At 41.6% G+C, this 23,799-nt stretch carries 24 protein-coding genes; 3 read left to right on the plus strand and 21 right to left on the minus strand.

The genetic code is table 11. The annotated features are described in order from the left end of the window. Positions 1 to 42 precede the first annotated feature (42 nt). From CXF88_RS14015 to CXF88_RS14040, 6 genes are all read right to left on the minus strand, one after another. Positions 43 to 402, minus strand: coding sequence for a DUF4870 domain-containing protein (locus CXF88_RS14015; protein WP_101087432.1), 360 nt, complete (start codon positions 400 to 402; stop codon positions 43 to 45). Positions 403 to 458: 56 nt separating this feature from the next. Continuing rightward, positions 459 to 1,151, minus strand: a complete 693-nt coding sequence (locus tag CXF88_RS14020) for an MOSC domain-containing protein (protein WP_101087433.1) — start codon at positions 1,149 to 1,151, stop codon at positions 459 to 461. A 293-nt stretch (positions 1,152 to 1,444) separates the two neighbouring features. Beyond that, positions 1,445 to 2,290, minus strand: coding sequence for a PfkB family carbohydrate kinase (locus CXF88_RS14025; RefSeq protein WP_101087434.1), 846 nt, complete (start codon positions 2,288 to 2,290; stop codon positions 1,445 to 1,447). A gap of 89 nt (positions 2,291 to 2,379) precedes the next feature. After that, positions 2,380 to 3,717 carry a coproporphyrinogen III oxidase family protein gene (locus CXF88_RS14030; protein ID WP_101087435.1) on the minus strand — a complete coding sequence of 446 codons (1,338 nt, stop codon included), beginning with the start codon at positions 3,715 to 3,717 and terminating at the stop codon, positions 2,380 to 2,382. A 284-nt stretch (positions 3,718 to 4,001) separates the two neighbouring features. Next, entirely contained in the window at positions 4,002 to 4,322 is a 321-nt protein-coding gene (yqfB, locus tag CXF88_RS14035; RefSeq protein WP_197708450.1) for a N(4)-acetylcytidine aminohydrolase, read from the minus strand. 67 nt (positions 4,323 to 4,389) lie between these two features. Then, positions 4,390 to 5,259 carry an AraC family transcriptional regulator gene (locus CXF88_RS14040; RefSeq protein WP_101087437.1) on the minus strand — a complete coding sequence of 290 codons (870 nt, stop codon included), beginning with the start codon at positions 5,257 to 5,259 and terminating at the stop codon, positions 4,390 to 4,392. Positions 5,260 to 5,512: 253 nt separating this feature from the next. Here CXF88_RS14040 and CXF88_RS14045 point away from each other — a divergent pair, with 253 nt between their 5' ends. Further along, complete coding sequence (locus CXF88_RS14045; protein WP_101087438.1) at positions 5,513 to 6,676, plus strand: iron-containing alcohol dehydrogenase; 1,164 nt, start codon at positions 5,513 to 5,515, stop codon at positions 6,674 to 6,676. Positions 6,677 to 6,942: 266 nt separating this feature from the next. Here CXF88_RS14045 and CXF88_RS14050 read toward each other — a convergent pair whose 3' ends face one another. Next, complete coding sequence (locus tag CXF88_RS14050) at positions 6,943 to 7,275, minus strand: multidrug efflux SMR transporter (RefSeq protein ID WP_059745271.1); 333 nt, start codon at positions 7,273 to 7,275, stop codon at positions 6,943 to 6,945. 228 nt (positions 7,276 to 7,503) lie between these two features. Here CXF88_RS14050 and CXF88_RS14055 point away from each other — a divergent pair, with 228 nt between their 5' ends. After that, a complete protein-coding gene (locus CXF88_RS14055; RefSeq protein WP_101087439.1) occupies positions 7,504 to 9,357 on the plus strand; it encodes a tetratricopeptide repeat protein in 1,854 nt (617 codons plus the stop codon). Positions 9,358 to 9,373: 16 nt separating this feature from the next. On the opposite strand, the gene CXF88_RS14060 is transcribed toward CXF88_RS14055, so the two are convergent. After that, on the minus strand, positions 9,374 to 10,033 hold the full coding sequence (locus CXF88_RS14060; RefSeq protein WP_101087440.1) for a hypothetical protein: 660 nt from the start codon (positions 10,031 to 10,033) through the stop codon (positions 9,374 to 9,376). Between the two features lie 218 nt (positions 10,034 to 10,251). Between CXF88_RS14060 and CXF88_RS14065 the strand changes: the two genes are divergently transcribed. Further along, entirely contained in the window at positions 10,252 to 11,292 is a 1,041-nt protein-coding gene (locus tag CXF88_RS14065; RefSeq protein WP_101087441.1) for a hypothetical protein, read from the plus strand. 99 nt (positions 11,293 to 11,391) lie between these two features. Here the strand turns inward: CXF88_RS14065 and CXF88_RS14070 are convergent, their stop codons facing one another. The 13 genes from CXF88_RS14070 to CXF88_RS14125 form a co-directional block, all read right to left on the minus strand. Further along, positions 11,392 to 12,261 (minus strand): DMT family transporter, encoded by an 870-nt coding sequence (locus tag CXF88_RS14070; protein ID WP_101087442.1) that lies wholly within the window; start codon positions 12,259 to 12,261, stop codon positions 11,392 to 11,394. 231 nt (positions 12,262 to 12,492) lie between these two features. After that, on the minus strand, positions 12,493 to 12,936 hold the full coding sequence (locus tag CXF88_RS14075) for a GNAT family N-acetyltransferase (protein ID WP_101087443.1): 444 nt from the start codon (positions 12,934 to 12,936) through the stop codon (positions 12,493 to 12,495). Between the two features lie 97 nt (positions 12,937 to 13,033). Beyond that, complete coding sequence (locus CXF88_RS14080) at positions 13,034 to 13,420, minus strand: DUF2306 domain-containing protein (protein ID WP_101087444.1); 387 nt, start codon at positions 13,418 to 13,420, stop codon at positions 13,034 to 13,036. A gap of 69 nt (positions 13,421 to 13,489) precedes the next feature. Continuing rightward, complete coding sequence (locus CXF88_RS14085; protein ID WP_101087445.1) at positions 13,490 to 14,206, minus strand: divalent cation transporter; 717 nt, start codon at positions 14,204 to 14,206, stop codon at positions 13,490 to 13,492. A 142-nt stretch (positions 14,207 to 14,348) separates the two neighbouring features. Further along, positions 14,349 to 14,687, minus strand: coding sequence for a hypothetical protein (locus CXF88_RS22095; protein WP_242445168.1), 339 nt, complete (start codon positions 14,685 to 14,687; stop codon positions 14,349 to 14,351). A gap of 5 nt (positions 14,688 to 14,692) precedes the next feature. Further along, positions 14,693 to 15,340, minus strand: a complete 648-nt coding sequence (locus CXF88_RS14090; RefSeq protein WP_242445169.1) for an alpha/beta hydrolase — start codon at positions 15,338 to 15,340, stop codon at positions 14,693 to 14,695. Between the two features lie 94 nt (positions 15,341 to 15,434). Then, positions 15,435 to 16,358: a formate/nitrite transporter family protein gene (locus CXF88_RS14095; protein ID WP_101087446.1), complete on the minus strand. Its 924-nt coding sequence runs from the start codon at positions 16,356 to 16,358 to the stop codon at positions 15,435 to 15,437. A gap of 281 nt (positions 16,359 to 16,639) precedes the next feature. Then, positions 16,640 to 17,437: an EcsC family protein gene (locus CXF88_RS14100; protein ID WP_101087447.1), complete on the minus strand. Its 798-nt coding sequence runs from the start codon at positions 17,435 to 17,437 to the stop codon at positions 16,640 to 16,642. A gap of 249 nt (positions 17,438 to 17,686) precedes the next feature. After that, positions 17,687 to 18,379: a hypothetical protein gene (locus tag CXF88_RS14105; RefSeq protein WP_101087448.1), complete on the minus strand. Its 693-nt coding sequence runs from the start codon at positions 18,377 to 18,379 to the stop codon at positions 17,687 to 17,689. Positions 18,380 to 18,616: 237 nt separating this feature from the next. Further along, a complete protein-coding gene (locus tag CXF88_RS14110; RefSeq protein ID WP_101087449.1) occupies positions 18,617 to 19,003 on the minus strand; it encodes a septal ring lytic transglycosylase RlpA family protein in 387 nt (128 codons plus the stop codon). 259 nt (positions 19,004 to 19,262) lie between these two features. Then, the gene (locus CXF88_RS14115; protein WP_101087450.1) at positions 19,263 to 20,279 is read right to left on the minus strand and encodes a formate dehydrogenase subunit gamma; all 1,017 of its coding nucleotides are present in this window, start codon (positions 20,277 to 20,279) and stop codon (positions 19,263 to 19,265) included. A 48-nt stretch (positions 20,280 to 20,327) separates the two neighbouring features. After that, complete coding sequence (fdh3B, locus tag CXF88_RS14120; RefSeq protein WP_101087451.1) at positions 20,328 to 20,924, minus strand: formate dehydrogenase FDH3 subunit beta; 597 nt, start codon at positions 20,922 to 20,924, stop codon at positions 20,328 to 20,330. Between the two features lie 25 nt (positions 20,925 to 20,949). Further along, the gene (locus tag CXF88_RS14125) at positions 20,950 to 23,799 is read right to left on the minus strand and encodes a formate dehydrogenase subunit alpha (RefSeq protein ID WP_101087452.1); all 2,850 of its coding nucleotides are present in this window, start codon (positions 23,797 to 23,799) and stop codon (positions 20,950 to 20,952) included.

Genomic DNA, 23,799 nt, shown 5'->3' on the forward strand with positions numbered 1-23,799 from the left:
AAACGCCACTCATTTGAGTGGCGTTTTTATTTCGAGTTCGGGTTACTTAATAAACCGGATAGTGAGCGGATATTGGTAAGCTATGCCATCGTTGGCTTTAACAATCGCGATAATAGTACAAATAATATCAAGCAATGCTAGAGCGGCTAATAGTATTACTCCCACGCCAATCAAAATTAATATTGCTGACACCATGGCATATATCATTAAGCTCAATTTAAAATTAAGACAGTTCTTGCCGCATTGATTGGCAAACTCAAATTCATCACGCTTCATTAACCAGACAATTAAAGGGCCTAAAACACTTCCTAGCGGAAACACATAACCGGCAAAACTGGCAGCATGGATCAATAACCCCATATCTTTGGCTTGCTTGCTAACTTCGACTATCTGTTCACTCATTTGATATTCCTTATCATGTTGTTTTTATCATATTGTTCTTATCATACCGGGAGACATTAACTGGCGTTGCCATATAAGCGCATTGCCCAATCTTCTATACTTTGCTGATCCAACCGGCGTTGCAATGAATTAACCCAACTTTGCGCTAAGCCTTCGCACTCAAGCAATGTCTGATATTGCTCTGCATCAAATTCAGCTAAAAAATAAATCTGCATCGCTTTAGCCACACTGATATCCGTTTTTCTTTCTAGCAAACAGATACTGTCACTCGGACGAATGTCACCTTCAGACAACACTCGATAAAACCAGCCGCACATACGGCTTTCTTGCATGGCTAAGGCAAATTTAGGATGACCAAACTGTAGGTTGAGTTTGAAACACGGTGAACGAGGTTGTGTAACTTGCAAGGTGACATCACCAATTTGGATGATGTCACCAATATTAACCTGTGCTTCATTAAGGCCAACGGTACTGATATTTTCACCCATTGAAGGTGCATCACGAAACGTAGTCATTAAATCCCAGCGGCGATATTGGCCATAATGCTCACGCGGAAAATGATGCAACACTCTATCGAGGCCGCCGTGATGCTTAGGGTCGGCCTCACGATTGCCTATTACGTGGTCAAATTGCACGGTCAACTGCTTAGCGGCATGTTTTTGGTTAATACAACTGGCAACACCGTTATGCATTTGCACTTGGTCGCCTAAATACAGCCCAGAAATACTCTTTACCAATAGCTTACTCATCCAGCATACCCTTGCTTAAGCATGATTATAGAGTGCCAATATACCCAATTTTCAGACAAAAAAAAGCCTTACTGGGGAAGAGTAAGGCCATAAATAAAATGGGAGATAATATAGCAAAAATAATAGCTAAAAATGGTCTGAACCATTCGACGCTATAAAAGTTGTTTAGACGGGCTCATCATATAGGCCAACAATGACACTAAAATGACAAAGCAATATTATTTGAGTTATCCGCACACACTTAACAAATGCACAATGTTCACCTGCAAACCTTAACTTAACCCGTGTTGGGCTTAGGTTAGATACTGCTTAAGTGCCTTACCAGGAATAGAGCTTTTTGTGGCTACCGCAAATGATGCCCACAACGCACCTTCATGCATAGCATCAGTAATAGACATTTGCTGACATAAACCATGAATAACGCCTGCGGCATAGGCATCGCCAGCACCAGTCGTGTCAACCACATTGGCAATAACGGCTGGCACATGTTGTTCTCCAGCATTACTGTACACCATCGCCCCTTGGTCGCCATCTGTCACAATAAAGTGTTCCAATGCATCACCAGCAATAGCCTGAGCAAACCGCCATGGGTCCTGATTGCAACGACCTTGCATATCGGTAATTGAAGCGATCAACACATGACAAGGACGATTACGTTCATCCTTGGCTAATTGCGATATCACTTTACAGTTAGGGTTACACGCCATCGCATCCGCCGCCCAAGCGCCAGCACCTTTGGCCGATGAATTAATATAAAAAGCATCCCAATGTTGCCAATCTGGTGGCGCAGGAAGTTCAAAAACAGGTCGCTGAGGTCGAATAATGGTTCGTTCACCATCAGGCGTCATCACCAGTAACATCTCACAAGTATTACCAACAAAACGATGTACCAAACGACAATCAAGCCCTAAGGTACTGGCTTTAGCTAAAATCCAGTCGCCTATGTCATCACTACCGACTTCACTTACTAGTGAAACATTATGTTGAGCCCACACTAAACCTAATCCCGTGTTTGCGCCGCCACCACCTAAACGCAATCCACCATCCTGATAATGAAATCGACCACCCGTTTGTAAGGGCTTATCAAGCATTAAAATGCGATCACAATTGATATTGGCAAGCAAAAGAATATTGGCCATGCAACTCACCTAAAAAAGCGTAGATAAAAAGAGTCTTGAGTATAACAAAAAGGCCGTGATAATCACGGCCTTTGCTAATCTAAACAAGATTACATATCCGTTGCGCCAAGTGGTTGTCGTAATTGGGCGCGCACATTGTCCATACCGGAGTAAAACTCCTTCATCATCAATAACCCCAACATTTTGCCATTATCAGTTACGATTAATTCGTCTGGATTAACTGGGTCATTTTTAATGGCTCCCATGGCTTTCATTGAGGTCATTTCTTTAAACAACGCAGTGTCTAAATTAACGTTAAAAGTGTCACGGAAATATTTACGCGATAAACGCCCCGAAAACATTCCTAATAAAAAGCGATATTGCATCACTTCTTTTAGCTGGTATTTTTTCTGTTGCTCAACCGCCATACGGCCTTCGGCAATACGTTGTTGGTATTTTTTCAGTGAAAATGTATTCACGTATAGGGTGTCATTTAAAAAACTAAACGAACCTGAACCAACTCCGAGATATTCATCATAATCAATAACATACTCATCAAACCCTTCGTCGTTGGTTTTACCAAATGCCCAAGCCGACAATTGTGTGTATTGCCCCGTTAAGTGATTTAAAATCTGCCGATACTGATTCACCATGTCACTATGAGGCGCAGCTAACTGACCTTTTACGCTTTTACGAGTTTGGTGGGTAATCATCAGTGGATACGTGGTAATTTGGCGAGGATCGAGCTTAGATGCCATTTCAAGATCCGACTGGATAATTTCATCCGTTTGACCACGAAAGCCGAAAATGAGGTCGACATTGATGATCGGAAACAATTCTTTTGCCGCCATAATGCGGTCAAAGGTTTGTTGGCCAGAGCCAAACTTGTCTAAGCGATCGGTCATTTTTAAAATGCCATCGTCAAAGCTTTGTACCCCAATCGACATTCTGTCTACTAGGCCTTTTAATTGCTTAAATTCAGGGCTGGCTAAATGTTGTGGATCAGACTCACAAGACACTTCTTTAATGCCAGGAAACAGATTTTTTGCATGCTCGATGGTACGAGCTAACTCGTCTTCAAGCACAGTAGTCGTGCCGCCGCCAATGTACATAGACTCAAACTCATAGCCCAAATCTTTGGCCATTTGCATCTCTTTGCGCAGCGCGACAAAGTATTCGCGCGCTTTGTCTTCGCGGAATAAAAAACGGTGAAAAGTACAAAATGAACACAAGGTATGACAAAACGGAATGTGGGCATACAACATGTACTTTTTACCTTCAACAGGCTTAGGCATGCGGTCTGTAGAAATAGTGTCTAAACGTAAATTTTTATCCACATAATACTGCATGACCCGCTCCATAGAGCTAATCATCCAATTGGGGACGGTAATATTAGATTGATAAGGTTTAATCAACTCCTGGCTGGCTGACTGAATTATTGAAGACATAAAAAATCCTAACTGAATGAGCCCTGAGAGCAAAACCATTGAATAACAAGCGCTAATAAAACACGCATACCGTAAGCAGAAAAACAAAATATCACTTTAGAGATGGCTAAAATGTGAGGTAGCTAATAGATATGCAAACTAGCACGGTTATCATCGCTCATTTGTTAAGCAGATCATGTTTTAGACATTGCTGTTTAGCAATGATGAAAGGATTATCACGGGAATAAAACAACAATAAACAGCATTGGAAATATTAACTCGCGTTTATTAAAGAGTCACGAGTATTACGCATCAACTAATTTAAATGAAATCATAAACAGGGCTTGCTGATTAGGGTACACAGTTTGTATCAGCTGTTTTAACTCAATTAATGGCAAACTTTCTTGAGTAGCATGAAACTCGTTAATATCATCAAATGCTAATGGTTCAACGGCCAAAATAATGATATCGCACACCTTAATATGGTTTTCGAGCGTAAACACTTCAACCTGGCTGCCAGGCCGATAATCATTTTCGCTGGCATCACGAATAGTAATCGTCTTCTGCCCTGATGCGACTAACGGCGTTAAAAACTCAAAAAAAGTAATATGTATGGGGGCTGTCATCATTGGTAACCTTCATTCACACTATTACGTGCCCTCTAGGAGCACATTCGTTAAGCTCAAATCCAAATTATAACCTAGCGCACTCGCCAGGGCTTTGATCAAAGTAGCGTTTAAACTCGCGACTAAATTGAGCCGTACTTTCATAACCCACCTGAGTTGATACCTCTTTTACTTTTAGATTTTGCAACTGTAACAACGCTTTGGCTTTATTAAGGCGAATCTTTTTTAAATATTGTATTGGTGATGAAGCGGTAACTTCTTTAAAGCTACGATGGAATGCCGACGGGCTCATATTCACCAAGCTTGCTAATGTGTCTACTTCAACTGACTCACCATAATGTTTATGAATGTAGTTAAGGGCTTTTTCTACCCTCGATAAACGGGTATGACTTAACGACAACGCATAAAGCGGTGCTGCATTGGGGGAATCCAATAGGCGATATAACAACTCAAGCACTAACGCCTCGCCCATTACTTTTGCTTCTAACGGCGACTGCAACGCTTGTAATAACCGAATAACACTGCAATCCATATCTTCAGTGTTATCAGCAACAAAAAAGCCGCTCTGACGCGATTCGTTTAAATCTTTAGGGATTTGATGATGCTCATCCATTAACCGGATAATGTAATTTAGTTGCACTAAATCAATATCAACCATCAACACCAACACAGGTTCTTCAATACTGGCAAAGGTTTCACATTCTACTGGCAATGGCACTGTCATCACTAATGAGCGTTGGCGATCGTATTCAAAGGTTTGATTGTCTAAATAAACCCGCTTTTTGCCTTGGCCGACAATAAGCACCCCTTGCGAATAGCACATTGGCCCGCGCGCACCATATTGTGAGCTGCGAAACACATGCACGCCAGATAAATGCGTATCATTGACCCCTTCTTTTGGGGCCAACAGTGCCATTAATGTTGCTATCTCACTCATACCCTTCCCCTCAGAAAAATCTATGGTATCGATACTACCAAAAAAGCAGTAAAAGGTATTAAAATTACCAATAAATAACCATATTCACACAATAAAGATAGGAATAGGCATGAACACGACAGTTCTGTGTATGTTTATTTTGACTCAAAAGGCTATCATAGCCACATGATTTATCGTTGCTGTTGTGTATCATCAATCTATTTACATCATCAGTCACTTATTTGTTTCATCGCTAAACCAAAAGGCACCAATTATGCTTAATTTTGATTATCGTAACCCTACTCATGTTGTTTTCGGTAAAGACCGTATTGCAGAGTTAGACCAACTTGTCCCAGCCAATGCGCGAGTATTAATCACTTACGGTGGCGGCAGCGTACAACGTTTCGGCACACTAGATAAAGTCAAAGCAGCATTAGGTAACCGCACAGTATTTGAATTTGGCGGTATTGAAGCTAATCCTAAGTACGACACACTGATTAAAGCAGTTGACGTTGCTCGTAAAGAAAACATCGACTTCTTACTCGCTGTTGGTGGTGGTTCAGTGATGGACGGCACCAAATTTATCGCCCTTGCAACTCAGTTTGATGGCGACACGGCAAGCTTATTACATCACGGCTTTACACCAGTTCCAGTGGCGAATGACAAGGTTATTCCACTTGGCGTTATTGCTACCCTGCCAGCTACGGGTTCAGAAATGAACGCCTTTGCAGTCGTAAGCTATCAAGGTGGTAAGTTCCCAGTAAATCACCCATGTGCCTACCCAACATTTGCCATGCTTGATCCTGAATTAACGTTCAGCTTACCAAAAATTCAAGTTGCAAACGGTGTTGTCGATGCATTTGTGCATGTGCTTGAGCAATATGCGACTTACCCTGTTGATGCCCGCGTACAAGACCGCATGGCAGAAGGTATTATGCGTACCCTCATTGAAATTGGTCCTATCACTGTTGAAGAGCCTACGAACTACGATGCCCGCGCTAACTTAATGTGGAGTGCAACATCTGCCCTAAACGGCATGATAGGCACTGGCGTGCCATTAGATTGGTCTACTCACATGATTGGACATGAGCTAACTGCGCTATTCCATATCGACCACGCACAAACGTTAGCCGTTGTATTGCCATCACTATGGCGTGTGCTGAAAGAGCAAAAACACGCTAAATTAGTGCAATACGCAGCACGTGTTTGGGATATCACTGAAGGTGATGAAGCTAGCCGTGTAGATCAAGCCATTGATAAAACAGAGGCTTTCTTTAAGCAAGTGGGGTTACCAGTACGTTTACGCGATCACGGTGTAACGCAAGAACAACTTAGCCTAGTAGTAGATGCTTTAGAAGCGCACGGTATGACGGCATTATCTGAAAGCGGCCAAGTCGATTTAGCCACCAGCCGTAAGATTTTAGATATGGCGTGGTAATAGTGCTTACAACCTAGGCGATCAACCCATTCATCGCTTAGGCTTGAGCGGCTACATCCAAGGCTATGACTAACACTAAACAAAAGGGGGCTTAACAATGACTATCATTGTTAAGCCCCCTTTTGTTGTGCCTAAAAACGCTGCGCATTAGCACTATTAACGAGAAATGGGTACCGTCGGTTCGAAAAGTTGAGAAAAAAGGGAATAAAAACACAAGGATTCGGCTACGCAATGTCTATGTTATTTGTGATGTACTAACGCTAATACTAATGCGGCGTAACGTTTGAGAATAAATTCATCACAACGACACCGACTAAAATAAACGTCATACCCACCAGCGCACCTAAATCGAGTTTTTGCCCATACATCACCCAAGCGATAGCTGTAATTAACACAATACCCAACCCAGCCCACGTCGCATAAGCAATACCAACAGGAATACCTTTTAGTGCTAAGGATAAAAAATAAAAAGACAACACGTAGCCCACAATAACTACGATTGAAGGCGCCAATTTTGAAAATCCATCACTGGCTTTAAGCGCAGAAGTTGCCACAACTTCAGTTAAAATGGCCACACTCAAAAATATCCAACTTTTCATTTTTCACATTTTACCAAGACAAAACAGCCGGCAAGTATAAAGACTAAACAATAAAAAAACAGTCTTCGATTTTAGATCTGTTACTTAGCTCTGCACATGGTCAATCGCTACTATCTCTTGTATTTACGTTGGCTATCGGTTTATGTTGTTAATATGTTAACTGACATTACACCTATTTGACGGTGTAATAAGACTTAAACAATATTAATGATTGGACTTGGTGGTTGAGTGAAGGGACTTACAGCAGTTTTTCTATGTGTATTGTTATCGTTATGCTCGATGCATATACCTGCAACGGCGGCTAAGTTAACAGCCCAAGAAGAAACGAAACAACAAACCAGTTCAGCATTAGAGCAATGTAAAGCCCGTATAAAACAGGTGCCCCCCCAAGCCAGCTTGGGCTTTTGCAGCCAACAATTCAAAATATTAGACATTGATAAATACCCCATCGTTGCCGCCAAGTTACAACTAACCTTATATGATATTTACCAAGAGTTAGGTGATAAGGTAGCTGCGGAACAAATGCTTGATGAGGTTAAAAACAGCGCTGCATTTACTCAAAATGTCGATATTCAATATCTTTGGTTACGTAAGAAAGCCGCGGAAAAACTTTATAGAAAGTCCTATCAAGAAGCTAAAACCTTATTTGAACAAGCTTTTAGCATTGCTAAAACCCAAGAGTCAGATATTTGGTTGGCTAAAAGCTATAACGATTTAGCACTAACTGAACAGTATTTGAATCAATATGACAAAGCATTGAGTTACTACCAGAAGAGTTTAGCGATTAAAGAGGCTCTAGGTAATGACTTTAATACTGCGATAACCCTCAACAACCTTGGTCTAATTTATAAAAAACTCGAAAAATTTAAAGAATCCCAGCGCTATTTTGAACTCTCACTGGAGCATTACTTACGCTACACCAGTCATAATGTAGATATTCATGTTATCGGTTATATGTCGCATCTCTACGGAAACCTTGCTGAGATATATAATATAAACAACCAGTTTAATAAGAAAAACTTCTACAGTAATAAGGTCATCGAAGCCTACAACGATAACCTTGTCGGTGACGACAGGCTTTCTGCGCTCATTAATGTAGCCACCATCCATATCAATGCTAATGAATTTACGCCCGCTCTAGATGTCGCCAACACATTATCGGAATATTTAACCCGCGATGACCATTCGTTTCATGACGTAATTTTCTATTTAAAAGCCCAAATAGCCACACATCAAAAAGATGCGACTCAGGCAATAAAATTTATTGAAAGCGCAATGGACTATAGCGACACCAAACAAGATTCATTGCAAAAAATGAACATTTATCACTACGCAAGCGAGTTATATTATGACAATGGCCGCCCTTATGAGTCCCTGGTTTATCTAAAGAAATATCAACAGTTGCATGAGACCTTATTGGAGAAAAAATACAGTGAGAACATTAAAGTCATTCAAAGCGATATAGAGAATGAACGCGTGCAACGAGCGTTAGCAGAAGAGCAAATTGTCAGCCAACAGAAGAGCCAAAAAATTGATAAATTACTTAATTTAATCCTTGGCATCACCAGTGTTGGCTTGTTAGTCGGCTTTATTGTGAGCTTTTATATTTATAGAAAACGTAAAGCCCAGCAGCATTTAATGACCATAATAGAGTCACATAAGCAGCAATTGTTTTTATTATCTAATGACGATACAGCAGAGCAAGACGACGCCCAGCAACAGGAATCTACGCCATTATCGCCTTCTGAATTGACAGCTTCTTTTGCGGAGTTATTAGTAAATACTATGATTGATTGCATCAGTATTTGGGAGAAAAGCACTAAAACGAATAAAGTAGAATTAGCCGATAGAAGCCAAATTTGGACTATATCTATCGATTCTGGCCGTCTAAGAACACGTTCTTTAGATAAATACCTACAGGTAAAAAAATTACCCGCTAATCCACGCTGGCGTAATGTGGTTAAAACATGTCACTTCATTTTATCTGAATGCAATTTGTCTAACGATGATAGAACATTACTGACCTCGCACCTTGACCGAATAATGCAAGTGATCAAGAGCGAGTCTTTAGAAACAACGTAATCTGTTACTTTCGGGCTTACCCGCCTTTTTTGAGTAATGGTTGCTGTAATTTAATGTCGTGCACACTGTCTCTGACTGCTGGCTTGAGTACATTTTTATACACACAACTAAATTTTATTCCTTCGGATAACGAATAATCACTTTGCTGTGCTGTCGCAGGGTTGATCCCCACTAAAAAGCTATTGGGTGCAATAAACTTAGGCATTAGATTATTGTTTTGATCTTTGATATTAATCGAAGCATAAGCATTACACATCGACACAGCCACAAGCCCTGCTATGTTGATTCGATTTGTCACGCTATTAAGATCTGGTGAATTAACATTATTGCCTTGTAACTTAGTGAATGGGTCTATCACACCATGAAAGCCACCTAACTCATCTATTTCGACTTCCGGTTGCTGCATCTGACGAGTATTCATCGACTGCGGTGCACCATGTGTTGCAACTGCATGATCATTGTGTAATGTCAGTTGTTTACTCATCATCCACTTTTCAATATCAAAGTACTGAGCACGGTAATGATACTGTTTAATCATATCCATCTCGCTCAATTCAAAAGTGATTTCGGTTTTAATCGCCGTGCTGACTGGTGTGAGCTCATTAAATGCAAGTTGGTGTGCAGATGCGCTACCAACACAACTAAGCAAAGTGACTAGGGGTAATATGTATTTCATAAAATATCCTTTTTAGAATGAATGCATCATCTTAGACGCTATGCATTTCCATTTTTATAGTCCACTAAATACTAGGGTAAATTTGGGTAAAACACAAAACACCCCCTTTTTAACCCTCTAACTTTACTGACTTTTTCATCTTAACTGTTAGTTTTAATTCAGCTTAAGTCATTAAGCATGATTCAAACATTTACTAAACCAGAATAAGGAAAGTCAGGATGAGTATACTCAAAAAAACATTAATCAGTATGTGCCTAATGAGTGCATCAACTATGGTCGCAGCAACCCCAATAACCGCTAACGTCACCGCAGACAATGATTTCATTGTGGTACATTCACCAGGTAATGGTAGTACACCTACGGTGGTTTACCGTGGTGCCAATGGCAGTAATTGGAAAAAAATCGAATCATTCAAGTTTGACATCGATAGCAGCCCGCAGTCGTTAGAGACCTGTTCGGTGAGCGTTATTGCTTGGGGAGATGGTCAGGTTTCACAAGGCATGGCAGCCATATTCAAAGGTGACAATACTATTTATACTGGTTCTGGCCACTTTAAAGCATATCAATCAACGATCCCATCGTCTGGTTGGGCACAAACCGGCGGGCCTAATACGAGCCAAATTAATACGTTGATAGCAGGATCGTTATCTAATGCTCCGTCTCCCTATTTATTCCCCGGCTCTGTCGCAGGAGGCACCTCACCCTGGGGAACAATGAACTTCCCTCTAGCCAGTAATGTCAATGCGAATAATTTCCGCTGGGCTTGGTCGACAAGTAATTTAGCCAAAAAAACATATTCGGTTTTTACCGCTGCCTGTGGTGATATCGTTAAAGAGATCCCTGTTGCTGTTGATATGCCTGGTGAGCACTTCCAATGTTATGGCGTGCAGAAAGGAGATGCTCTTCGTGAAGAAACCATCATGATAGAAGATCAGTTTGGTAAAACGCGTGCGGTTTTGGGTAAGCCAGTATTGTTATGTAATCCTTCAAGCAAGATCCACAACGACAAGATGTATAAAATTCGAAATGAAAAGCGCCATATGGTTTGTTATGACTTAATCAAGCAAAGCAAAGTGAGAAACTACAATCTAGAAATCAATAACCAATTTGCACCGGATCAGATAGTCAATGATCAACGAGAGCTGTTCTGTGTACCGTCGAGTAAAAAACACTTAAAGCCAGTCAAGCCAGGAAAACCCGGTAAGCCGATCCCAAGAGAAATGCAAAGAGCGGAAATGAAGCCATTGAAGCAGCAATAAAATAGCCGTTAACAAGGGATAAAAAAGTCAGTGGATAACTCCACTGACTTTTCTAATAATATCAATAAATAGAAGTTAAAACGAAACGACGGCTCAGTCTTATACGCCCATCTCAACGGCTTTTTTAGGCGTGAAACTATTGCCTATTGAGGCAATAATCACCAAACCAATGGCAGACCACTGTAGCAAGGTTAATTGCTCACTTAAAATAATAAATCCAGCCAATGCAGCAATCGCAGGTTCTAAACTCATTAGCACGCTAAAGGCTTGTGTTGGCATGTTTCTAAGGGCTATCATTTCCAAAGAATAAGGTAAGGCGCTAGAAAGCACCCCTACCAATAAGCCAAGAGGCAACACTTCCCAGCTAATCAACGCTAAGCCTTGGCTTATTGCGCCAACAGGCACAAGCACAATGGCAGCCACTGTCATCCCCAGCGCTACAGTAATACCACCAGAAGCTTGCTTGCCTGTACGAGTACCAAATAAGATATAACCAGCCCAACACGCGCCTGCACCTAATGCCATTAATGCACCAACAAGATCAAGCCCTTGTGCACTCGATAAATCAGGCATCAACAGTAAAATTCCCGCTATGGCGCAGGCAACCCAAAACAGATCGCTTTTTCGCTTAGAGCTAAATAAAGCCACCGCCAAAGGGCCGGTAAACTCTAATGCTACAGCTATGCCAAGTGGAATCCGTTCAATGGCTAAGTAAAACAGGATATTCATCCCGCCTAAACACAGGCCATAAATAATAATACTCCGCCAATCACGGCCTTGGGGTAATGCTCTCCATGGACGAAACACCAACCAAAGTACGGCAGCCGCAAAACCTAAACGTAATGCAGTAGTACCTTCAGGCCCAACCAAGGGAAAAAGTTGCTTTGCTAAAGAAGCGCCGGATTGAATGGTCACCATAGCCAGTAAAACACTACCAACTGCGGTCAGAAGTACACGATTGATTTGCATCTACAATACGCCTAAAAATGAAAAAGCTAAGTGCCGGCATTCTACCTGAGCCACGTCAAACCCTGCAGTATTTATTATCATCATACACACAAGTCATACCATTGAGTGAATCGCGGTAATCTCTCATAGCTTCAGAGCTTTCATAGGGCGTTTATCTGTTCATTTACTAATAGTAAGTCGCGATAACAGGCAACATAAGGAAGGCTCGAGCTTTACGCGGGGTTATTTATTTTACGGTGTTTGTAAAAATTTAATAAACTCGATCTTACTGTCGGTTATTGACCCATTATCCTCATAACCGCAGATTTGATAACCACTCGCGATAAGCATCTGTAACATGGCAGGAAATTGATTCATCGATTTAACACTAATAGATTTAAAGCCATTATCAATCGCCCAAGACTCTTGAATAAGTCGCAGCTGAGAAGCAACTTTCATGTTGCGATGCTCAGGAACTACACCGCCTAACCAGCTGTAAAACTGACCATCAGATAACGTATAGCCCACTTTAAACCCCACAGGCTTGTTATCTAATCCTGCCACTAAAATCAGATAGTTTTTGCCTGCTAATCGGTTTTCGATAAGGTCCACAGACATTGCTTTTTCAAACTCTGGAATTTGCGCTAATACCGCCAAAATATCTGATACAGTGCCTGAGCCAAACTGGTATTTCATGAGTCCACCCGTTTATGTTTAACCATGTCATCCACTTTCATCGTTAAACTCATCATGGATAATAAAGTTTAAAAGCGTATTACAGTTAATCAACTGGTTAGCTAAAAATCCAATCATTCAATAATCTACCAGGCATAAAAGCAAAGGTACCCGCGACAATGAGACCACCACAATACAATATAATCATGCTTCGTTTGTGTCCCCGAACATTGCCTTTTTTAATATAAAAATAGCCAGCAGGAACAGCGTAAAGCGTTAGAAGACTTAACAAATGAATATAGCCAAAGTGATTCAAAAAGCGACTTCCGAGTTGAGCAGGCATAAACAGTGACACGATGGCAGTGAACAACATCAACACCATATAAATTTTGCCTAATGCTTTGTGTTTAGGTGTACCTTTTCTAACAATAAGTAAATAAGTGCCAATGAAAAATGCCGGCACTACAGTGACTAAATGCAGATAAGATAAATTGATGTAATCCATTTGTTTTTATTCCCAGTTCATTACGTTGATGCTTGCAGAATTATTTAGCACGACTATGTAGCACAGAGATCATGACGTGGTTAACATTAATCCCAACATACCAAGACCAAAACCAAATACAGCTCCCATTGGCGGTGCCCAACGTTTTTCAAGTTTTACCTGAGGAGCCAAATCTTGAAATATGGAGTAGAGAATACCGCCTGATGCGAAAAGCATCACTGCCGCAATAATTTCTGGTGACTCTGATAACCACAAATAACCACACATTGCAGCTATGGGACCCAGCATTGCCATTAAACAAAACATGATGATTATTTTTTGGGGTTTATACGCAGAAGATGCATTTAATTCACGGTAGGCACTAAATCCTTCTGGCACATTTTGTAACGCGATTAACGCTGCCAATAAGAACGCGTTGTTACTTCCTGTCGCAAATGCAGCACCCAAAGCGATTGATTCTGGAATAAAATCTGCCAGCATGGCTGCTAGTTGAGAGGCTGGGGTATCTATTTTGTTAAGGTAAATATCAAGGGCCATAAAACTCAGTCCACCAGCCATAAGCCACATACAAGCAGGTAATGGCTTAAGACTCGCTATGCCCTCTGGCACCAAAACCAAAGCAACCGCTGACAATAAAGCACCGCCGCCAAAAGCCATGACACTGTGCCTAAATTCCTGTTCGAGCCACTCACTGCTCACGTTCTCAAAATGGGCAATTAAAGCGCCTAATGGCATAGCCAAACCAGCAAGCAGTGTGGTTGCTAAAACAGTTAGCAGCAAAGACATGTTTTAATCCTTTAAAAGGTATAACGCCGCAGTAATTTGCCATAATCGGTTTAAGCCATACAATTATGGAACCATTTTTGGCCATAATAAGTGCAGCGAATACACAAAAAATGCTAGAGATTTAAGCCAGGTTTTATGTTTATTATTGCTCAAGAGCCTGATGAAATGCTTTTATGAAAACATCATAGTCTTCAAACTGGGGCATATGACCCAACCCATCCAACTCAATCAGTTTTGAACCTTTAATCAATTTCTGAGTATTAATACCCAGATTTTTATAGTCGCCTAATGTTCTGGTTACACCTTCTTTTAACCACCCTCTACCTGGGCCGGTTTTATCTCTGGTGCCAATAATAAGCACTGTTTCATTGTTAATTTGTGAAAACCTATCGACAATGTTTTCTGAAAAAATCGGGCCGTAAGTTAAGGCATTATTCCAAGCAACAACTTGCCAATCATCCCCAGCAAGCATTCCTCTCACAGGCTCTAACAGCTTCTCGTATTCGCTTGACCATTTGCCATCATAATAATTTTTCTTCTGATAGTTTCTCGCTTTATCGAGTGTTTTAGCGAGCTCATTTTTATAAAAAAGTTAACATCTTTAAACTGCACATATTTGCCGTAATCTTCTAAACCAATAGGGTTAATCAGAATCAATTTATTAACCGCACTAGAATAATTAACCGCAAATGTAGTCGCTAACATCCCGCCCATTGAGTGACCAACAAGATCAAATTTTTTGACATCTAAACTGTCCAATAATAACTTGGTATTTAAAGCTAATTGGCCGAAACTATACTGATAAGCATTTGGTTTTGAAGATTTACCAAAACCGATTTGATCTGGAATAACGACTCGGTATTTTCTTTTTAGCAAGTCATTGGCAATCCTTTCCCAGTAATAGCCTGAGAAATTTTTACCATGCAACAACACGATGACTTTGTCTGCATTTTTATCACCAATATCCATATAACGCATTTTTAAATCTTTATTTTGCGAGTTAACATTAAATGTTTTAACTTCAAAGGGATAATCAAACCCATCTAACTCTTTATTATACTTAACCGGACTTGCAGCCAATGCCTGTGATACCACCGCAAATAGCGTCATTAATACCAAACAAAATTTCTTCATATTACCCTCATTCAAATAAATCATTCACAAACAACAAAACGCACCATGACAGCCATTTTGATTGAAAACAACCTCGCTTTTTTCAACCGTAAACCTACATCTCTTGTCGAACTTGGCCATAAGCTAACATCGCAAACAGCCCTGTACCGCCAATGATGTTACCCACTAACATAGGGCCAATATGGTGCGACAACGCAGTAAAAAAATTCATTTCACCATTAAGTACCAAACTAAATATTTCATTAGACCCGGCAATAACGTGAGTAAATTCTCCAGCAGCAATGAGCCATGTAAACATAATAATGACCAACACTTCAGACCCTTTTGCCGAGGGTAGCATCCACACCAGTGCGGCAATAAAAAAGCCCGCTGGTATGCCGCGCATTAATGTCTCTGAAGGCGTTAACTCTGCAACATGGCGAGATATCTGGAGGATAGCGGTAAGGATGTCTTCTGTCAGTATGTTACCGTGCACGACAATTGCCGCCGTGAAAAACGTGCCAACAAAATTTGCTGCTAACACAATTCCCCATAAGCGAGCGGTGCAAACAAGAAGATGCTTTGTGGTGTTAGCGAGTAGCGGCAGCACCACGGTGATGGTGTTCTCAGTAAAAAGTTGCAGCCTTGCGAGAATGACTAAGACAAAACCAAAAGTGTAGCCAAGGCTTTCGATGATAGACAAATAAGGATGATCGGAGCCTATGTTGCTTCGGATAATACCTTCGGCCAAAACAGACGCTGAAATGCCGATACCAGCCGCTATTCCTGACCACCACAACGACATCAACGGTCGATCGAGTTCTTCCTGGCCTTCACGCAAAATAATAGAATAAACCGTAAGCGATGAAAGACTGCCATGTTCAATCACTGCATCACGCTCAGATCCTGTCAGCGATATCTCTGGTTGCGTCGGCTGACTCTCGCGTACTTCACGCTTCTCAACCTTGTCGCCACACTTTGAATCACTGGTTATTGTCGATTGGGTATTTTCGGTCTGTTCCGGTCCGTGCAGTGTCATATTGATATCCTTTTCTGGCTTAAATTTAGCTTGAGGTCCCATTTAAGTACATAAAGAATAGATGCTTTATATCATCAATTCAACAAACGTTGCCGCCTCACAAATGACCATCAATACATTATTAATAAGTCATGTATTGATGGTCTACTGCGATGCTTATTGAACCTCTACTAGGATTAACCGATGGAATAAGTAAATCCAAATCAAAATTATTGCCAAAATTCAAAGCACACTTGTCATTTACTAGCCGAATAAAAACGGGTTAATTTCACGAATTATGGTTATTGATTACCATTTTTAGGTAACGACTGATAAGCACTTTTTACAGTTTCATACCCATATATACGCTCTAATTTTCGCACAATAAAATGACCTCGGGCCATATCTTGAAAGTGATCAATAAACAAAGTATTGATTATGGCACCGCCTGCCGCACCGATAGCAGGTACAGCTTGTGCCGCTGCTTTTTGAGTCACTTGAACACCAAATTTTTCAGCGATTTTAGTAATAAGTTTGACTAAAATAGGCGCGGCTTCATCGGTAATACCTTTTTTGACCATAAACTCAGCGGCTTCAGATACTGATTTTGCTAGGGCGGCTCTTACTGCAAAATATCCCGATTCACTACCATCATCTAAATCACTTTCGCCACCCAGCGCGAACACCTCCAAACAAGCCATTTTTGTTTCTAGAGTAGTAATAAACTCACCTTCACTACGAGCAATATCAGCTATAGAACGCAGCATGATTGATGTCGAAATAGGAAGTTCAACCGCTATCGCAGCTAATCCAAAGAAACCGCCCACACCACCACTCGCAGCAACGCCTAATTTATGCCAAAGATTGGACGATTCTTCTCCGGGAATATCTTTCATGGTAAATATTGCCGCTTCAGACGCTTTAATTAGCGACTTTTCGGTCACTTTAGCGATATTTTTATTCCAGTTATCCGGTAGAAGCGCTAACCCTTTCTCAATAGGGGTACCGATTAAATTAGTTATTTTTACCGCTAGACCAGGATTTTCTAATAGTGATTTAGCAACTAAAAGCTCTTTTTTATGTGATTCTGAAATATTCAAATAACCCCCTTAGTTGTGAAGTAACGTAGTGCTGCGATTGTGTTTTGCACCTCAAGAAGCGCTTATCACCAATTTGAAGTAAAAGGACATTGGTTGCAAATCAACTTAACGCGCTTATTCGACAATATTCCCACTGCGCCATTGTATTCAAAACAGCGGACACGGCTTTAGCCTTAGACAGCTCAGGTTAATTTGGTAAACAAATAGTGTTGTGGACTTCATAAATGATGGGAAAAATGTTGCTAGGAATTATTTATCTAACGCGGGTAAATAGCCACGACCTTCTTTAGGCAAATTACTCACGCCTTCAGTGGTGTCATTTAGCGCGCTGCCATAATTATCACGACAGTAAACACAAGGGCTCATTTTATTCACAAAACGACCCTTTTTGGTATATTTCCTCAAATATGCGTGTGAAATATCTACATTACCTCGATGTAATTCAACGACATTACCCACTTTTTGTCTTAAATCACTTATAGCTGCATCTTCTGCGCACATGTTGTCATTGGCACAGCCCCAGCCGATGACTTCTTTGCTGGGATCGCGGTGTAAATATTTAGCCGCGGCCCAAGGGCCACCGTGGTGACCGGTTGGTTTACCATCGGGAAAATTTGAGGGCCTATTGGCCAGCTCGTATGCAATACGTTCAAGCTTATCGGCTGGGGCTCTATCACAGAGAGTGTCATGAAACGCAGGACGCGCTGTGGTGACAAAATAATTATGATTATGGCTTATTTTTAAATCGCGGCAATGGGCTGAACTTTCAACTTTATTTATGCTTTCTATCTTAGCTACTGCATCACTGCAGGCTAATATTTGGTCACTCACATTCAGATCTACAGCCTTTATCCATTCCTTTGTAATAAGGTAAAAACGATGTGCTTCGACAACAAGCATCGACGTTTTTAATTCACCTATAGAATATTCAATCTCGATCATATCTTCTGCAACACTTCCACATAGTTTTTTAATCTGGTTAATTTCGCAGCCTATTACATTACAATTTAAATAATGACTTACTGTTAAACCGACTCTTATAAAAGCTCAGCTAAAGAAAGCGAAACCAAACCATATGTTAAACGTTCGCCTACGAAACCGACCATACGGCCAGTTGATTAGCAAGCTGGATTATCTTCGATGCCAGGTCAGCAAGACATATTGCGCCATAGAAAAGTGCTAACGAACGACTTCAATGTTAACGTCAATTAAACCACTAGATATATTGCCAATACTGCTGAAGGCAGACTTTGAAAGATCAATGATGCGCCCTCTAACAAACGGACCACGGTCATTAATTTTAACGATAACACTTTTACCATTATGGGTATTAGTCACTTTGACATTAGAGCCAAATGGTAGCGTTTTATGCGCAGCGGTTTTTTGATTATGCTGATAGATATCACCGCTTGCAGTCTTGTTGTTTTGATGTATATCACTATAGTACGAGGCTTTACCTGACTCAGTGAAACCTATCATATCTCCACTACCTGATTGGATAGTAGAACAACCTGCCAATATAAAGGCAAAGAGTAAAAATTGAATATTTCGAGAAATGGCTATCATTGTTTGTCTTTTAGTTTGGTCACACAACAAGCCTATAGAGCGACTCGTTTTCTAGTGATTTAATAATATCCTGCACACTAACTGAGTTTGAACAGTGATTCAAATTAAACCGCCATCATCTACTGCAATCAATTCGATTCATTACCTGCATCCCAAAACTTATTAATGTACCTGCAGCAATAAAAAACACCTTGTTAGTTACCCAACAAGGTGTTTTATCTCTGCCATCAACCTGGTGCATTAACACCAGAAAGCAGGGCTACTCTTTGTATTTTAAACTGCCATCGGCTTTGATTTCGTCGTACCACACATTGTGGTGCTGCGAAGCCCAGTTTTCGTCACAATAGCCAGATACCATACACTCCATACCGCCTTCACTGAGTACGGTCGCCATCCAAATATGTACTATGGTAAATGCGATTAGAATCGTCGCACTTAAGCCATGTACAAGTAAGGCGAGCATTGACAGTTCGCGCGGTAAATCCAGTGTTGGAAACACTAACATTATGCCTGTTATGCTGATGCTTAGACCAAAAATAGCTAAGGTCCAAAACCACATTTTTTCACCCGCGTTAGCAAATCCACTGTCTGGATGTTTGCCTTTAAACGGACCAAAATTAATGTAGCCACCCACCACTAAAAACCATTTCAAGTCATACATTTTGAAGGTTTGTAGTGGCATCCATTTGATAACACACAACAGCCAAGACACCATAAAAATGGGGCTAGACCAGTCATGGGCAAACTTGCTAAAGGCGATGATCCCCGCCCAAATACCGTCACCGACATAAGGGGCTAAGAAATGGCGTCCGAGCATAATGATTATACCGGTTAACATCATGATTAAGCATGAAACTGCCATAGTCCAATGTAACCAGAGATCACTTTTACTCCAACGAAGTACCATTTTGCCCGAAAAGCCTTTACTCAGTTTAGATGGACCATTAACGAAGTAAAACACTAAAAAGGCTGCAAAAACACCGACAACGGCTAAGCCGAGTGCGGGTTTCAGGTAGGTATTTCGCAATATCTTGCCTTCATTACCCGATACATTTATCAGAACATCAGCATCAAGGCCTTTGTCTGTACTGTATCCCGGTTCGCCGGCTTTTACTGCGCGCCAGAGATCTGCATCACTGGTTTTAGACTTTGCTTGTTGCTGACTTGATTGTTCATCGGCGGCATACACCATTGATGTAACCAACCCCAATCCCATACACAGAACCAACAGAGCAAACATCCTGCGCAGTGATTTGTTTAACGTTAAAGTTAACATTGTCACTCCTTATATGACTGCGAAAATTATCGCAGCCATTGCTCTGGGTTAGATCATTTCGCCTGTTTTAGGATTGTAGCCCCAAATTACATTTGGATTACCGCGTGCAGCCATACGTTGACGGTAAATGTCAGACACTATGCCTGCATCGCCGGCTAACAATGCTTTGGTTGAACAAAGCTCTGCACACATTGGTAATTTGCCTTCTGCAATACGGTTTGAACCGTATTTTAGACGCTCGGCTTCTGAATGATCTTCTTCTGGGCCACCAGCACAGAAAGTACACTTATCCATTTTGCCACGGCTACCAAATGCAGACTTCTTAGGGAACTGCGGTGCACCAAATGGGCAGGCATAGAAGCAATAGCCACAACCGATACACGTATCTTTGTTATGTAGCACAATGCCGTCTTCGGTACGGTAGAAACAGTCGGCCGGACATACAGCCATACATGGTGCATCGGTACAATGCATACATGCTACTGAGATTGACGCTTCTCCTGGTTCACCATCATTAAGCGTTACCACGCGGCGACGCTGAATACCCCACTCTAAAGCAGAGTCGTTTTCGTTTTTACATGCTGTGACGCAACCGTTACACTCGATGCAGCGTTTGGTGTCACACAGAAATTTCATGACTGCCATAATGGCTTATCTCCTCATCAAGTGTTTAGGCTTTGCTTATTTGACACAAGCTAGACTTGGTCTCTTGCATTTGCGTTACGACATCATAACCATAGGTCATTACGGTATTGGCAGATTCGCCAATCACATAAGGCACGGTTCCTTCAGGGTAGTTTTTGGCTAAACTCTTGCCTTCAAATACGCCTGCAAAGTGGTATGGCATAAAACATTCACCTGCAATAACACGTGGTGTAACCATTGCCTTAACAGTAATTTTTGCACCTTCTGGACTGTGAACAAATACGTCATCGCCATCACGTAAACCGCGATCTGCAGCGTCTGCTGGATTGATCTCGATAAACATTTCTTGCTGCAATTCAGCAAGCCAAGGGTTACAACGGGTTTCTTCACCACCACCTTCGTATTCAACCAAACGTCCGGTTGTTACGGCAAGTGGATAGTCGGTAGCAAAATCCTTGTCTTGAATTGTTTTATAAAGCGTTGGTAGACGAGCCACCATACGGTCTTCATAAGTAGGGTATTTAGCCACTAAGTCACGACGAGGGGTGTATAACGGTTCTCGATGCAATGGAATATCGTCAGGGAAGTTCCACACAATACAACGCGCTTTAGCGTTACCGTAAGGAATACAACCATGCTTAATTGCCACACGTTGAATACCGCCAGAGATATCAGTTTTCCAGTTTTTACCTTCAGCTTTGACTTTTTCTTCTGCTGTTAGGTCGTCCCACCAGCCAAGCTGCTTAAGCATGTCGGCGGTAAACTCTGGGTAACCATCTTCAATTTCAGAGCCTTTTGAGAAAGAGCCTTCAGCCAGAATGTTATTGCCTTCGTGTTCAACACCATAACGTGCACGGAAGTTACCACCACCGTCTTTAACTTCACGTCCGGTGCGGTACAAGATTTGAGAACCAGGGTGTTTCTGCTCTGGTGTACCCCAACATGGCCAAGGTAAACCATAGGTTTCGCCTTTAGCTGGGCCGCCGGGTGCTTCAAGTGAGTTAACGTCGAATGTGCCCCAGTTTTCTTGGTGCATTTTCAAACGCTCAGGGCTTTGGCCTGTATAACCAATAGTCCACATACCGGTGTTAAATTCACGGGTAATGTCTTCCACTAATGGCTCATCGCCATTAACCTTGATGTGCTTACAGAATTGATCCGCAACGCCCCATTTTTTGGCCAGTTTATACATGATGGTGTGATCAGGTAATGACTCAAATAATGGTTCGATAACTTGCGTACGCCACTGCAGTGAACGGTTGGAGGCTGAAACCGAACCGTAGGTTTCAAACTGAGTTGCCGCAGGTAATAAATACACTCCATCTTGGCGTTCGTGCATAACACCCGCCATGGTTGGGAATGGATCAACGACCACAATGGTATCCATTTTATTCAGTGCTTCACGGATTTCACGACCGCGAGTTTCGGTGTTAACTGACTGACCCCAAAAGAACCCCAGACGAATATTGTCTCGTTGAGCAATCTTGGTTTTGTCTTCTAACACACCATCATGCCAACGCGAACAAGGAATACCCGCAGATGTTTGTGGCGATTGACCTAAGTATTCACCTTGGTCAAAACGCTCGGTGATCCACTTTGGTTCAAGGTCCCACACATTAGCCCAATGGTCCCATGCGCCAGACGTTAAGCCGTAATAACCAGGTAAGTTATCAAATAACAAACCAAAGTCAGTCGCACCCTGTACGTTATCGTGACCACGGAAAATGTTAGTTCCGCCGCCTTCGATACCCATGTTGCCAAGGGCAAGCTGTAAAATACAGTAAGCACGAGTGTTAGCATTACCAATGTGATGCTGAGTACCACCCATACACCAAACGATAGTGCCAGGCTTAGTTTCTGCCATCATTTTAGCGACACGGTACATTTGTGCTTTTGGCACACCGGCAATGTGTTCGACTTCTTCTGGAGTGTATTTTTTCACTTCTTCTCGGATACGTTCCATGCCGTATACACGTTGAGAAATGAACGAATCATCTTGCCAGTCGTTTTCGAAAATGTGCCATAGCAGACCATAAATAAATGGAATGTCAGTACCTGGACGAATATGGACATATTCATCAGACTTAGCCGCTGTACGGGTAAAACGTGGATCAACTACGATGATTTTGGCACCGCGTTCTTTACCAATCAAAATGTGTTGCATCGCCACTGGGTGAGCTTCACATGGGTTAGATCCAATAAACATCATGCATTTTGAATTGCGAATGTCGTTAAACGAGTTAGTTTGCGCACCGTAGCCCCAAGTGTTTGCAACACCGGCTACCGTGGTAGAGTGACAAATACGAGCAGAGTGATCGACGTTGTTAGTGCCCCACATTGCTGCTAATTTGCGATACATATAAGCTTGTTCGTTTGAAAATTTAGCACTACCCATAAAGTAAACTGAATCAGGACCAGACTCTTGACGAATCGACTCCATTTTGTCGCCTACTTCATTTATGGCTTGATCCCATGATAGACGCTTCCATTTACCACCTTCTAGCTTCATTGGGTATTTTAAGCGTTTTTCACCGTGACCATGCTCACGTAATGCTGCGCCTTTAGCACAATGTCCACCTTGGTTAAATGGATGATCGAACGCAGGCTCTTGCCCTGTCCACACACCATTTTGAACTTCAGCATACACACCACAACCTACTGAACAATGTGAACAAATAGTTCGTTTTATTTCGGTAGGTGCATTGTGCGGTACATCTTTAGCTTCTGCTTTACGCATCATACCTGCGCCAAGCATTGAAGCCGCTGCAATACCACCGGTCGCCAAACTGGCAGACTTGAGGAATTGACGTCGGTTAAGACCTAGGCCTGACTTTTCAGCTTTAGTGGCCGTGTCTGTTTTGCGGGTTAATCGCAT

The sequence above is a fragment of the Shewanella sp. ALD9 genome, assembly GCF_002836315.1.
In the GTDB taxonomy this organism is placed as follows: Bacteria; Pseudomonadota; Gammaproteobacteria; order Enterobacterales; family Shewanellaceae; genus Shewanella.